Origin of the sequence: Bradyrhizobium sp. 41S5 (assembly GCF_011516665.3) — a bacterium.
GTDB lineage: Bacteria > Pseudomonadota > Alphaproteobacteria > Rhizobiales > Xanthobacteraceae > Bradyrhizobium > Bradyrhizobium quebecense.
In genome coordinates this window covers 2892916-2905621 of record NZ_CP083721.1, presented here as the reverse complement: position 1 = coordinate 2905621, position 12706 = coordinate 2892916, and the positions used below count along the sequence as shown (strand labels likewise).

Below are 12706 nucleotides of genomic sequence, written 5' to 3'. Positions count from 1 at the left end.
CCGCGGGAGGGGGCGTATCCCGTCATCCTGAGGAGCCGCGGAGCGGCGTCTCGAAGGACGCACGGCCCAGCTGGTGGCCGATTCATCCTTCGAGGCTCGCCGAAGAGGCTCGCACCTCAGGGTGACGGTCGCACATTGGCGCGCAGCTAACGGGCTTGCGGCGCGCCATAGTTCGGCGCGAGCAGGCGGTTGCGCACGAGGTAATCGGTGGCGCGCGACCAGGATTCGTCGGTATTGCCGCGCATGTCGGCGCTCGCTGCTGCCACCAATTGCCCGGTATGTACGTCGCGCAGATAGAGATTGATGTTGAGGATCAGGTTGGAGACCTTCTGCACCACGCCGGTCATCACGAGATCGGCGCCCAGCTCGCCGGCCAGTTTCACGTCGCATCCGCCGCAGGCCTGAAGATTGCTGCCGTGCGCCGCAGCATTGACGGGCGCGATGTCGATCACGTGGAACTTGCCGGAATCTGCAAGCTCCTTGCGCACCTGATCGCCGGTCCGCAGCAGCCGCGCCTGTTCGTCGGTCCGCGGCCCGTCGAACTCTCCTTGAAGGCTGGTGTCGATCATCTCGAGGTCAAACACCGCGAGCTTGGGCGGTTCGGCGCGCGCCGCCGCAGACATCAGCAGCAAAGATATGACGACGACGAACTCTGATCTCATGATTGTGAACCAATCGAAATTTGGTACCGCGCAACGACAAAAAGCGGGGTTGCAAGCCAGGCTAATTCCGGCATCTTGCACGTCAACGCATGGCCCAGAAAAGCGGAAGCCGTTTTTCGACAATGCCACGCCGAGTGAAGAATGACTACGGGAGGAGTTATGTTCCGATGGCTGATCGGCACGATCGCGCTCAGCATGGTGGCGACCGGAGCGCTGGCGGCTGATCCCGTCGATGTCCATATCGGCTATCTCGGCCATGCCGGCATCAAATCGACGCTCTCGCTGGTCGAGCAACCGGCCGACAATGACGGCATCGCCGGCGCACGCCTTGCGATCGAGGACAACAATACGACCGGGAAATTCCTCAACCAGCGCTTCGTGCTCGACGAGGTCAAGGTCAAGGACAGCGACGACGTCGCCAAGGTCGCCACCGATCTCGCCGGCCGCAACGATTATATCGTCACCGACCTGCCCGCCGACACCCTGCTCAAAGTCGCCGACGCGCTGCGCGATCGCGGCACCGTGCTGCTCAATGCCGGCGCGATCGACGATCGGCTGCGCGAGCAGGACTGCCGTGCCAATGTCATCCATGTCGCGCCGACCCGCTCGATGCTGGCGGACGCGCTTGGCCAGTATCTGGTGTGGAAGCAGTGGAAGCGCTGGCTCCTAGTGACTGGCTCGCATGATCGGGACAAGCTCTACGCCGACGCGCTGCGACGCGCTGCGACGCGCTTCGGCGCCAAGATCGTCCAGGAACGGACATTCGAGGACACCGGCGGCGCGCGCCGCACCGACTCTGGCGTGACGCTGATCCAGCGCCAGATGCCGGTGTTCACGCAGCAGGCGCCGGCTTACGACGTGCTGGTCGCCGCCGACGAGAGCGAGGTGTTCGCGAACTATCTGCCCTACCGGACGTGGGACCCGCGCCCCGTGGCGGGTTCGGCGGGCCTGGTGCCGACCAGCTGGGACGCCGCGCATGACCAATGGGGTGCGGTCCAGATCCAGAACCGCTTCGTCAAGCTGAACATGCGCCGCATGACGGCGCTCGACATGCAGGCCTGGACGGCTGCGCGCATGATCGGCGAAGCCACCTCCCGCACCGATTCGGGGGATCCCAAGAAGGTCATCGCCTTCCTCAAAGGCAAGGATTTCTCGATCGCCGCCTTCAAGGGCACGCGATTGACGCTGCGAGACTGGAATCTGCAGCTCCGCCAACCCATCCTGCTGGCCGATGGTCGTATGGTCGTTTCGGTCTCGCCGCAGGAAGGTTTCCTGCATCAGGTCTCCGAGCTCGACACACTCGGTGTTGACCGGCCCGAAACGAAGTGCAAGCTGCAGTGAGGGAGATGAAACGCATGTGGCGCCGCTGTCTGTTGACCGGGATGCTGGTTTGGCTTGCCGCGACACCGGCGTCCGCCTTCGTTGCCTACGTCTCCAACGAGAAGGGCAACACCGTCACGGTGATCGACACCGACAGCTGGACGGTGACCAAGACCATCAAGGTCGGCCAGCGGCCGCGCGGCATCGAGTTCTCGCGCGATGGCAAGTTCGTGATGGTCGCGGTCGGCGATGACGACACGATCCAGGTGATCGATACCAAGACCCAGGAGATCGTCGACACCCTGCCCTCCGGCCCGGACCCCGAATTGTTCACCCAGGATGCCGCCGGCAAGACCATGTACGTCGCCAACGAGAACGACAACACGGTCACCGTGATCGATCTCGAGAAGCGCGCCCGGCTCGGCGACATCCAGGTCGGCGTCGAGCCGGAGGGCATGACGATCAGCCCGGACGGCAAGATCCTGATCAACACGTCCGAAACCACCAACATGGCGCATTTCATCGACACGACGACGCGCCAGATCGTCGCCAATGTGCTGGTCGATTCGCGGCCGCGCTTCGCCCAGTTCAAGCGCGACGGCTCCGAATTGTGGGTTTCCTCCGAGATCGGCGGCACGGTGTCGATCATCGATCCGGTCAAGCGCGAAGTGACCGGCAAGATCACCTTCGAAATTCCGGGGCTACGCAACGAGGCGATCCAGCCCGTCGGCATCGGCATGACCAAGGACGGCAAGACCGCATTCGTCGCGCTCGGCCCCGCCAACCGCGTCGCGGTGGTCGATGGCACGACCCACAAGGTCCTTAAATATCTCCTGGTTGGCCAGCGGGTCTGGCACATGGATTTCACGCCGGACGAAAAATATCTGATGGTCACCAACGGCGTCTCGAACGATGTCTCGGTGATCGATGTCGCAGCCCAAAAGGTGATCAAGACCATTCAGGTCGGCGAACTGCCGTGGGGGATCACGATCGCACAGCCATGACCGCAACCGACGCCCATATCGCGAGCCGGCCCTCGCCGGATGCAGGCCCTGTAACGGCCGTGCAGCCGGCGCTGTCGATCGGCAATGTCAGCCACAGCTACGGTCCGCGGCGCGCCTTGATAGATGTCAACTTCACGGTTCGGCCTGCGAGCTTCACCGCATTGCTGGGCCTCAACGGCGCAGGCAAGAGCACGTTGTTCTCGCTGGTGACGCGGCTGTTCGGGATCCAGAACGGGCGGATCAGCATCTTCGGCCACGACATCAGCCGAACGCCCGGTGAAGCGCTGCGGCTGATGGGCGTCGTGTTTCAGCCGCGCACCCTCGATCTCGATCTCTCGCTGACGCAGAACCTGCTGTATCACGCCGCGCTGCACGGCATCTCGCGGCGCGAGGCGCGGCTGCGCAGCGCCGAGGTGCTCGGCCGCATCGGGCTTGCTGACCGCGCCGCCAGCAAGGTGCGCGATCTCTCGGGCGGCCAGATGCGAAGGCTGGAGATCGCCCGCGCGCTGCTTCATCGACCGCGGCTGTTGCTGCTCGACGAGCCCACCGTCGGGCTCGACGTCAAGGCGCGCGCCGACATTCTTGACCATGTCCGCCAGCTCGTCACTGAACAGGGTATCGGCGTGCTCTGGGCGACGCATCTGTTCGACGAGATCATGCCGGGCGACGACCTCGTCGTGCTGCATCAGGGCCGGATGCTGGCGCACGGCCAGATGGCGCGCGTGATCGCGGACGCCGGCGCCCAGGACGTCAACACCGCGTTCATGCGCCTGACCGGAACGGCAACCCTCACCGGAAAACCGCCAACATGAGCAGCACGACGGTCACGCCTGAGCGACGCGGCTTCTCGGTGTCGGAATACATCGTCTGCCTGAACGGCATCGTGTGGCGCGAGGCGCTGCGCTTCCTGCATCAGCGCGAGCGCTTCGTCTCGGCGCTGGTCCGGCCGCTGGTCTGGCTGTTCATCTTCGCGGCCGGCTTCCGTCAGGTGCTCGGCATCTCGATCATCCCGCCTTATGACACCTACATCCTCTACGAGGTCTATATCGCGCCCGGCCTGATGGCGATGATCCAGCTCTTCAACGGCATGCAATCGTCGCTGTCGATGGTCTATGACCGCGAGATGGGCAACATGCGCACGCTGCTGGTCAGCCCGCTACCGCGCGGCTATCTCCTGTTCTGCAAGCTGCTCGCCGGCACGGCGGTGTCGCTGCTCCAGGTCTATGCGTTCCTGCTGATCGCGTGGTTCTGGGACATCACGCCGCCGACCCTCGGCTACCTCACCGTGCTTCCAGCGCTGGTGCTGTCGGGCCTGATGCTCGGCGCATTGGGCATGCTGATCTCGGCCAGCATCAAACAGCTGGAGAATTTCGCCGGCGTGATGAACTTTGTCATCTTCCCAATGTTCTTTGCATCGTCGGCCCTCTATCCGCTCTGGCGCGTGCAGGAAGGCAGCCCGATGCTGTACTATGTCTGCCAGTGCAACCCGTTCACGCATGCGGTGGAGCTGATCCGGTTTGCGCTGTACGGCAAGATGAACTGGGTTTCGCTCGCGGTGGTCGGCGGCTGCGCGGTGGTGTTCATGATCGGCGCGATCCTGGCTTACGATCCATCGCGCGGCCTGGTGCGCCGCGGACCCGGCGGAGGCGAGGCATGACAGGCTGGCGGCCAGCACTCGGCGCGCTGCTCGCGATGGTTCTGTCAAACCAGGTCGCGTTCGCTGCCGACCCGCGTTACCCGGACTGGCCGTGCGCCCAGGCCAAGGTGCCCGAGATCTCGCTCGCCGCGGTCTGGGCCGGGCCGCCGCTCGGCGATGCCGAGACCAAGTGGAGGGACGATCCGAAGATCAGCCAACTTGCGACCAGACTCGCGGCGCGCCGTGTTCCGCTCGAGGATGCGCAGAAGGAGATCACCGAATTCCTGTCGGCCGCCGCGGCCGACAAGGCCAATGCGGGAAAGCTGCTGTTCTCGGGGCTGTTCGATACGCTCAACGGTCAGCGGGCCTCGGTCATGAACGGGCTGGAGCGCGTGATGCGCAAGCAGCGCGAGGCCGCGGAAAAGATCCGCGCCGATACGATCGCGCTGCAGGCGCTGCAGGATGCCACGCCGCCGGACCAGGCCAAGGTCGACGCGCTCGGCAACCAGCTGGTCTGGGAAACGCGGATATTCGAGGATCGCGGACGCGTGGTAAAATTCGTCTGCGAGGTGCCTGCCATCATCGATCAGCGGCTGTTTGCGCTCGGCCGCACCATCCAGCAGGAGCTGGATTAGGCCTGCGACCGATAGCACCGGCGATTACCACCGGAACAAACTGCCCTGCCCGCTCGTTGTCTCTAACTATATCTGAAGTTGGGAGACCTCGATGAGAGCAGCCAAGATCGTCATGACCGGCCTCGCCGCTGCGAGCCTGATCACCACAGCGGCTTTGGCCCAGCAATCCATGTCGGGAATGGTCACCAAGATTGACCGACTGAGTGGAACCATCTCGATCCAGCAGACGCAAGCCGGCACGGTGGGCGCGGCCGGCGGCGCCATTCAGGAATACAAGGTGCCCAAGGGACAGTCGCTGGAGGCCTTCCACGCCGGTGACAAGGTGACGTTCACCACGACGGACGGCGACGGCGGCAAGACCATCAACAAGCTCGACAAGCAGTGACGGCTCGCATCGCGCGCACTTGACGCTCACCGGGCGCGTGAGGACGGGCCTACCGCTCGCCCTCTCGCGGCTCGGGCTCGGCATCCGCCAGCGGCAGATTGGCGCGTCCCCACCCGTCGGTTCCCTCCGGATACCACGCCACATTGCGGTAGCCGTAGGAGAGCACGCGCTTGGCGGCGTTCCACGACATCCAGCAGTTTTCCTGGCAGTAGATCACCAGCAATCTGGCCCTGTCGTCGCCGGAGGCGCGGACCAGGCCGCGTCGCATATAGTCCTCGGTCGATGCAGCGAGCTTGCCGTAGCCGGTGTCGGGCAACCAGATGCTGCCGGGAATATCCCGATGCGGCCGCTCGCGCCACACCGTGCCGGCCGGCAGATTTGGCTTCGGCGCGCGCGGCAGCACGTCGACGAAGGCGCCGGACTTATCGCGCCAGATCTCTGCCGCTTCCGCCGTTGTGAGCACCCGCGCGCCGGCAAGCGTTGCCGGCACCGGCGTGCGATAATCCTCCGTGCGATACTCCTCGGGCTCTGCAGGCTGGTCCTGCGCGCGGACATGCGAAGCGGCGAGCAATATCACCGCAAGCATTGCCGCGAGCCTGATCATGGCGACTTGGTCGCGGTCTCGGGTCCGATCGGACGGTCGTTCTCGTCGAGTAGCGGAACGCCGAAATCGAGCAGGATCTTGTTAATCGCCGGCTGGTTCTCCTGGATCAGGCGATTGAGCTGCCGCTTCCAGTTCTGATCGGACGCCCGCACGCCCATGCCGATGCGATAGACCAGCTTGGGCCCCGTCGTCTCCTTGAGCAGCGGCGTGACATGCAGCGGCGGGTTCGCCTTCTTGGCATAAAAGCCCGCCATCGGCCCCCACAGGATGCCAGCGTCGATCTCGCCCTTCTCAAGGTCGTTCATCATCGCCTCGGCCGAGGAATCGTAGCGCGTGTCGATCATCAGCGGATAAGGCTTCGCATTGCTCATCAGGCCGTTGATGGCCATGTTGGTCGCGGGCGGCGTTCCGGCGACGATGCCGATATGCTTGCCCTTGAGCCGATCGTCCTCGAGCGTCGTGACTTGATCCAGTCCACTGCCCGGCTTGGCGACGATCGCATAGGCCGTACGGTAATACGGATTGGTCCCTTGAGCGAGGTCGTCGCCTTGCGGAAAGCCCATGATCACGTCGCAGCGATGCGAGCCGAGCGTGACCCGCACGAAGCCGGTCGCCTGCGGGAAATACATGTGATCCAGCTTCTTTTGCAGCTTGTCGGCGAACAGCTCGCCGATCTTGTTCTCGAAGCCCTCGCCCTTGTCATTCGAGAACGGCAGGTTGCGCGGATCGGCGCATATGCGCAGCACCTTGGGATCGACCAGCTCGATGGAGAGTTCGCCCTGCTCGTTGACCTGCGCACGCGCGACTTCGCGCCCGGCGAAACAGACGATGAAGCCGGCAAGCGCAAGCAGAACAGGACGGCATCCGATAACTCTCATCGCGCGGTCTCCTCTTGATCGGACAGATTGCCGCCATCCACCAATTGCCCGGCGCACCATGACGTGCAACAGGGATAATGATCGCGACGGTGCCACGTTGCTTGTTGCAGCGCAAACTGGAGCGCGACGATATCGATCGCGCGTCCCGGAAAAACTGAGGCGGAAACATGGCTCATGGCGGTTCGGTGCTTGCGCTGCTCCTGATGCTTTGGGCGCCGACCATAGCGCGGGCTCAAGAGGCGGAATTGCCTGTGAGCGAAGTCGCCCCCGGAATATTCGTTCACACCGGGGTCACTGCATTGATGACGCGCGACAACGAAGGCACCATCGCCAATGTCGGCTTCGTGGTCGGCAACAGCGCCATTGCCGTCATCGACACCGGCGGCAGTGTCCGCGAAGGGCGGCAATTGCTCGCCGCGGTGCGCAGCCATAGCGACAAACCGATCCGCTATGTGATCAACACCCACGCGCATCCGGATCATAGCTTCGGCAACGCGGCTTTCGTGGCTGACGGGACCAGCTTCGTCGGCCACAAGACCCTGCCCCGCGCGCTGGCGACGCGCGGGCAATTCTATCTCGACGGCTTTCGCCGGACCATGGGCGATGCGTTGATCGACGAGGTCCGCATCATTCCGCCGACGGTGCTGGTCGCGGACACGCTGAAGCTCGACCTCGGAGGACGGACCCTCACCCTGAAGGCATGGCCACCCGCCCACAGCGACAACGACCTCACCGCGTTCGATGTGCGCACCGGGACCCTGTTCGCCGGCGATCTGGTGTTCCTCGAGCATATTCCGGTGGTCGACGGCAGCCTCAAGGGCTGGCTCCGTACGCTCGACGATCTCCAGGCTATTCCTGCCGAGCGCGTGGTTCCCGGTCACGGACCCGTGAGTGCGTGGCCTGCAGCGCTTGCCGACGAGCGGCGTTATCTTGAGACGCTGACCGCCGACGTCCGCGCGCTGGTCGCAGGCGGCAAGCCGATCACCGCTGCGGCGGAACATGCAGCGGCAACCGAGCGGCCGCACTGGCAATTGTTTGACGATTACAACGCCCGCAACGCAACTGCAGCATTCTCGGAAATTGAATGGGAGTAGCTGTTCGTCCTATAATGACGGGGCTGCATAGGATCTCGCGAACATGACCGGACATCGCGCCCGCCTGCTTTGCATCGCCAGCCTTCTCGCGGTTGCGCTGGGTACATCGGCTGCGCCCGCGGCCGAGACCTATGATCCCTGGCCGGGCCTCGTCCAGGACATCTTCAGCAATCGTCCGATGAATGACGGCAACGATATCATCGGCATCGAGATGCCGGCGCGCGCGGAAGACGCGGCAATCGTGCCGGTGACGCTGCGCACCAAGCTGCAGCCCAGCGATAGCCGCCGCGTCGTCGCGATCACGCTTGTGATCGACGAGAACCCGGCGCCGATGGCCGCGAAGTTCACGCTGGGGCCGGACGCCAACGTTACCGAGATCTCGACCCGCGTTCGCGTCAACAACTACACCAATGTGCACGCCGTCGCGGAGCTCAGCGACGGCAAGCTCTATGTCAGCAAGGTGTATGTGAAAGCTTCCGGCGGCTGCTCGGCACCGGCCGGCAAGAACGTCGAGGAAGCGAAAAACCGGCTCGGACAGATGCGTTACCGGCAATTCACAAAGTCCGAACAAGGGCCGGCGACGAGCACAAGGGAAGCCCAGATCATGATCGGGCATCCGAATAATTCAGGCCTGCAGATGGACCAGGTCACGCAGCTCTATATCCCGGCCTTCTTCGTCAATGAGCTGCACATCTGGCAGGACGACAGTCCGGTGCTTACGATGGAGGGGGGGATCTCGATTTCCGAGGACCCCAACATTCGCTTCACTTACGTCTCGAATGGCGCCAAGCACTTCCGTGCCGAGGCCAAGGACACCGACGGGCACGTCTTCGACCACGAATGGAAGGTCGAGAACCCGGGGACCTGACGCGTTCTCAATCTCACGATCAACGCTAGAAACACCTCACTTCGGCCTCGGCCTGCGCACGCCTGAGGTCGTTGAGCGCGTTGGCGGCCTGCTCGGACGAGCGGAACTGGCCGCCCAGATTGCCGCGCACCTGCGCCATGCTCAGCACGGTCTCGGCGGTGACATAGCGATCATAGGGGATGATCGAGGCGACCACATCGATCGAGCAGGAACATTGTTCGATCGACTGCCGGGATTCGCCATTGGACTTCATGCAGCCGAACACATATTCGGCCCGCGCCGAGGTCGGATAGTCATTGATCTCCTGGGCCCGCACGCTGACGGCCGTCCCGGCGAGCACCAGGACGGCGACAATCGGTCGTAGCATGCCAGCTCCTGCCATGGTCCTGCTTCCTCTTCTCTTTCGGCAAGCTATGCTATGGATGCTGATCAGAAAAGAAAACATTCGGGGAAGTGGCTCAAGAAACGATGATCATCTCTGTACGCACGGTGTTGGCTGCGGCAGTTCTGGCGGCCATGCAGTTCGGCACCTCGTGCAACGCGGAGACTATCCGCGTTGCAGCGCAGAAGACCGGAACGCTGGCCTGGGAACTGACCGTCATTCGCTCCCATGGTCTCGACAAGAAGGCCAATCTGTCGATCGATGTTGTCGAGCTCGCCAGCCCCGAGGCCGGCAAGATCGCGCTGCGCTCCGGGTCGGCCGACGTCATGGTATCGGACTGGCCCTGGGTGTCGCGCGAACGCTCGCTCGGCGCCAGGCTGCAGTTCTATCCCTATTCGAGCGCGCTCGGCGCCGTGATGGTCCCGGCCGCCTCGCCGCTCAAGACGCTCGCGGACCTCAAGGGGCGCAAGCTCGCCGTCGCCGGCGGCGCGATCGACAAGAACTGGCTGCTGCTGCAGGCTGCACTGAAGCAGGACGGCGTCGACCTGAAGTCGCAAGCGACCGTTGTCTACGGCGCGCCGCCACTGCTGGCCGCCAAGGCCCTCGGCGGCGAGATGGACGCGACGCTCAACTACTGGAATTTCTGCGCCGCGCTTGAAGCCAAGGGCTTTCGCCGGCTCGCCGGCATGGAGGAGGTCCTGCAAAAGCTCGGCAGCAAGGGCCGCATCGCGATGATCGGCTACGTGTTCGACGAAGCCTGGGCCAATGCCAACAGGGATCTGGTGGCCCGCTTCATCGCGGTGACGCGCGCCGCGAAGGAAATTCTGGCGACCTCGGATGCCGAATGGGACACGATTGCGCCGCTGACCGGTGCGCAGGATGCGGCGACGCTGCGCGCTTATCGCGACCGCTACCGCGAGGGCATCCCACGCCGTCCGATCGCCGACGAAGAGGCTGATGCTCGCGTGCTCTACCGGGTGCTGGCGCAGCTCGGCGGCCGCGATCTCGTCGGCACCGCGACCGAGCTCGATCCCGGCACGTTCTATCAAGTGATCCCGGGAGACTAGCGGTGCTGCGCCTCCTGTCATTCGCACTGTTCATCGCGACCTGGTGGATTGCCTCGCTCCTGATCGGCGATGCGAAGCTGCCGGCGCCGCCGGCGGTGCTGTCGGTCCTCATAGCCGAAGCACGATCGGGCGCGTTGTTCATCAATCTCGGCGCAACGCTGGCGCGTGTCGCGCTGGCCTTCACCCTCGCCATGGCGCTCGGCTCGGCGATCGGCTACCTGATGGGCCGCGTGTCGCTTGCCAATCGCCTCGGCGACCCCTGGCTGATCCTGCTGCTCAACCTGCCTGCGCTGGTCGTCATCGTGCTGGCCTATATCTGGGCCGGCCTGACCGAGGTCGCCGCGATCACGGCGATCGCCATCAACAAGCTGCCGACCGCCGTCGTCACCCTGCGCGAGGGGGCCCGCGCCCTCGACGCTGCGCTCGACGAGATGGCAACGGCGTTCGCCTTGCCGCGCGGCCGCGCGTTCCGCCATGTGATCCTGCCGCAGCTTGCGCCCTACATCGCGGCCGCTGCGCGCTCCGGGCTGTCGCTGGTTTGGAAGATCGTGCTGGTCGCCGAATATCTCGGCCGGCCCAACGGCGTCGGCTTCGAGATCGGGGTCGCCTTCCAGCTGTTCGACATCCCGTTGCTGCTCGCCTACTCGCTGAGTTTTGCCGGCGTCGTGCTCGTCATCGAGACCCTGCTGGTGCAGCCGTTTGAAACCAGGCTAACGCGGTGGCGGCTCCGTGCAGCTTGAGGTCGGTATCACAGGCAAGAGCTTCCAGAGCGCGGCCGGAAAGCGGCACGACGTGCTCGACAACATCACCTTCACGTTGAACGCCGGCGAGGTTGGCGTGCTGTTCGGCCCGTCGGGCTGCGGCAAGAGCACCCTGCTGCGGATTCTCGCCGGGCTCGACGGCAACTACCAGGGCCATGTCGCGCGCTCTCCGGGCATGCGCCTCGGCATGGTGTTTCAGGAGCCGCGGCTGTTGCCCTGGCGCACCGTCGAGGAGAATGTGCGGCTCGCCGCACCGCATGTCGACGACGGCACGCTGTCGGCGCTATTCGAGGTGCTCGAATTGAGCGTGCACCGCAACCACTTTCCCGGTGAGCTGTCGCTCGGCCTCGCCCGCCGCGTCGCGCTCGCCCGCGCCTTCGCCATCGAGCCGGATTTCCTCATCCTCGACGAGCCGCTGGCCTCGCTCGATAATGCACTTGCGGGGCGGCTGCGCGACCAGATCGCCACGCTGGTGGCCAGCCGGAAGATGATGACGCTGCTGGTCACCCACGATCTCGACGACGCAGTCCGCCTCGGCGACCGGCTGTTCTTCCTGTCGCCGCGACCTGCCCGAATCCTTCACGTCGAAACCATCGCCGCGCCACGCGCGATGCGCGGCGAGCCGGAGATCGACGAAATCAAGCGGCGGCTCTCACGGTTGGACCTTGCAAATATGTGAGACGCCGTCATCCTTGGACGAAAGCGTAAGGGAGAGATTGGATGGCGCGTGCTTTGATTGCGGTTGGTGTTGCGTTGCTTGTCCTGCCGACGACTGCGCTTGCCCAAAGCAAGGGCAAAGGCATCCGGCTGTGGAATCTGACCAGCGCCACGATTTCGAGCTTCGAGCTGTCCCCGGCGGGCAAGAACGAGTGGGGTCCCAACCAGACGCTCAACGACAAGGACAAGGAAGTCGACCACGACGAACGCTTGCGGATCACCGGCGTCGAGCCCGGCCGCTACGATGCCAAGGTCGGCTACAGCGGCGCCAGGCAGTGCTTCGTTCGCGACATCGAGATCAAGGCCGATGCCGTGTTTTCGGTGTCCGACAAGGATCTGAAGGACTGCAACAAGTAGGAGCTAGCCCGCCGGCGGCTTGCCGTCCGTGCTGGCGCGATCGTTGGTGTGCGGATATTCGCAGCGCCATCGCACCGCGGTCCATTTCGGATGTTCGCCGACCCATTGCGCGATGTAAGGCGGCGCGGCCATGGCGCATTGCTGCAGCGAACCGTTCCAGTTGAACACCAGATGCTGCTCCTCGCAGGTGGCGGGCGACAGCACGGCACATACAGTGACGATCAGATCAATCGGGTTCATACGCGATCCCTAGGCGTGCTCACGAAATAGATAGCACGACGGAATACGTAGTCAGCCAGGTCAGGGTTTCACAGGCCCGTGACAGGATGTGGGAAC

At 64.2% G+C, this 12706-nt stretch carries 17 protein-coding genes; 12 read left to right on the top strand and 5 right to left on the bottom strand.

Annotated elements, in window-relative coordinates; translation table 11 throughout:
* Positions 1-146: 146 nt before the first annotated feature.
* Positions 147-623, bottom strand: a complete 477-nt coding sequence (locus HAP47_RS13615; protein WP_173640511.1) for a DUF3280 domain-containing protein — start codon at positions 621-623, stop codon at positions 147-149.
* A gap of 198 nt (positions 624-821) precedes the next feature.
* On the opposite strand from HAP47_RS13615, the gene HAP47_RS13610 reads away from it, so the two are divergent.
* The 6 genes from HAP47_RS13610 to HAP47_RS13585 all read left to right on the top strand — a co-directional run bounded on the left by HAP47_RS13610 (position 822) and on the right by HAP47_RS13585 (position 5642).
* Positions 822-2003 carry an ABC transporter substrate-binding protein gene (locus HAP47_RS13610; protein WP_173637807.1) on the top strand — a complete coding sequence of 394 codons (1182 nt, stop codon included), beginning with the start codon at positions 822-824 and terminating at the stop codon, positions 2001-2003.
* Positions 2004-2008: 5 nt separating this feature from the next.
* Positions 2009-2986 carry a YVTN family beta-propeller repeat protein gene (locus tag HAP47_RS13605; RefSeq protein WP_173637808.1) on the top strand — a complete coding sequence of 326 codons (978 nt, stop codon included), beginning with the start codon at positions 2009-2011 and terminating at the stop codon, positions 2984-2986.
* On the top strand, positions 2983-3798 hold the full coding sequence (locus HAP47_RS13600; RefSeq protein ID WP_210285223.1) for an ABC transporter ATP-binding protein: 816 nt from the start codon (positions 2983-2985) through the stop codon (positions 3796-3798). Before HAP47_RS13605 ends, HAP47_RS13600 begins: the two co-directional genes overlap by 4 nt.
* Complete coding sequence (locus tag HAP47_RS13595; protein ID WP_173637809.1) at positions 3795-4643, top strand: ABC transporter permease; 849 nt, start codon at positions 3795-3797, stop codon at positions 4641-4643. Before HAP47_RS13600 ends, HAP47_RS13595 begins: the two co-directional genes overlap by 4 nt.
* Entirely contained in the window at positions 4640-5257 is a 618-nt protein-coding gene (locus HAP47_RS13590) for a hypothetical protein (RefSeq protein WP_231168870.1), read from the top strand. Before HAP47_RS13595 ends, HAP47_RS13590 begins: the two co-directional genes overlap by 4 nt.
* A gap of 91 nt (positions 5258-5348) precedes the next feature.
* Positions 5349-5642, top strand: coding sequence for a copper-binding protein (locus HAP47_RS13585; RefSeq protein ID WP_173637810.1), 294 nt, complete (start codon positions 5349-5351; stop codon positions 5640-5642).
* Positions 5643-5691: 49 nt separating this feature from the next.
* On the opposite strand, the gene HAP47_RS13580 is transcribed toward HAP47_RS13585, so the two are convergent.
* Together HAP47_RS13580 and HAP47_RS13575 are read right to left on the bottom strand one after the other, a co-directional pair.
* On the bottom strand, positions 5692-6246 hold the full coding sequence (locus HAP47_RS13580; RefSeq protein ID WP_173637811.1) for a PQQ-dependent catabolism-associated CXXCW motif protein: 555 nt from the start codon (positions 6244-6246) through the stop codon (positions 5692-5694).
* Positions 6243-7124 carry a substrate-binding domain-containing protein gene (locus HAP47_RS13575; RefSeq protein WP_173637812.1) on the bottom strand — a complete coding sequence of 294 codons (882 nt, stop codon included), beginning with the start codon at positions 7122-7124 and terminating at the stop codon, positions 6243-6245. The genes HAP47_RS13580 and HAP47_RS13575 overlap by 4 nt, the downstream gene beginning before the upstream one ends.
* A gap of 203 nt (positions 7125-7327) precedes the next feature.
* On the opposite strand from HAP47_RS13575, the gene HAP47_RS13570 reads away from it, so the two are divergent.
* Both HAP47_RS13570 and HAP47_RS13565 read left to right on the top strand, forming a co-directional pair.
* The gene (locus HAP47_RS13570; protein ID WP_371821809.1) at positions 7328-8218 is read left to right on the top strand and encodes a quinoprotein relay system zinc metallohydrolase 2; all 891 of its coding nucleotides are present in this window, start codon (positions 7328-7330) and stop codon (positions 8216-8218) included.
* Between the two features lie 43 nt (positions 8219-8261).
* Positions 8262-9086 (top strand): quinoprotein dehydrogenase-associated SoxYZ-like carrier, encoded by an 825-nt coding sequence (locus HAP47_RS13565; RefSeq protein WP_173637814.1) that lies wholly within the window; start codon positions 8262-8264, stop codon positions 9084-9086.
* A 25-nt stretch (positions 9087-9111) separates the two neighbouring features.
* On the opposite strand, the gene HAP47_RS13560 is transcribed toward HAP47_RS13565, so the two are convergent.
* On the bottom strand, positions 9112-9453 hold the full coding sequence (locus tag HAP47_RS13560; RefSeq protein WP_371821770.1) for a hypothetical protein: 342 nt from the start codon (positions 9451-9453) through the stop codon (positions 9112-9114).
* A 149-nt stretch (positions 9454-9602) separates the two neighbouring features.
* On the opposite strand from HAP47_RS13560, the gene HAP47_RS13555 reads away from it, so the two are divergent.
* The 4 genes from HAP47_RS13555 to HAP47_RS13540 are packed head-to-tail and all read left to right on the top strand — an operon-like array spanning position 9603 to position 12370.
* A complete protein-coding gene (locus HAP47_RS13555) occupies positions 9603-10535 on the top strand; it encodes an ABC transporter substrate-binding protein (RefSeq protein ID WP_231168970.1) in 933 nt (310 codons plus the stop codon).
* Positions 10536-10537: 2 nt separating this feature from the next.
* The gene (locus tag HAP47_RS13550) at positions 10538-11275 is read left to right on the top strand and encodes an ABC transporter permease (RefSeq protein ID WP_173637817.1); all 738 of its coding nucleotides are present in this window, start codon (positions 10538-10540) and stop codon (positions 11273-11275) included.
* Complete coding sequence (locus HAP47_RS13545) at positions 11265-11975, top strand: ABC transporter ATP-binding protein (protein ID WP_173637818.1); 711 nt, start codon at positions 11265-11267, stop codon at positions 11973-11975. The genes HAP47_RS13550 and HAP47_RS13545 overlap by 11 nt, the downstream gene beginning before the upstream one ends.
* A gap of 41 nt (positions 11976-12016) precedes the next feature.
* A complete protein-coding gene (locus HAP47_RS13540) occupies positions 12017-12370 on the top strand; it encodes a hypothetical protein (protein ID WP_173637819.1) in 354 nt (117 codons plus the stop codon).
* Positions 12371-12373: 3 nt separating this feature from the next.
* Here HAP47_RS13540 and HAP47_RS13535 read toward each other — a convergent pair whose 3' ends face one another.
* Positions 12374-12610, bottom strand: a complete 237-nt coding sequence (locus HAP47_RS13535; RefSeq protein ID WP_173637820.1) for a hypothetical protein — start codon at positions 12608-12610, stop codon at positions 12374-12376.
* Positions 12611-12706: the final 96 nt, after the last annotated feature.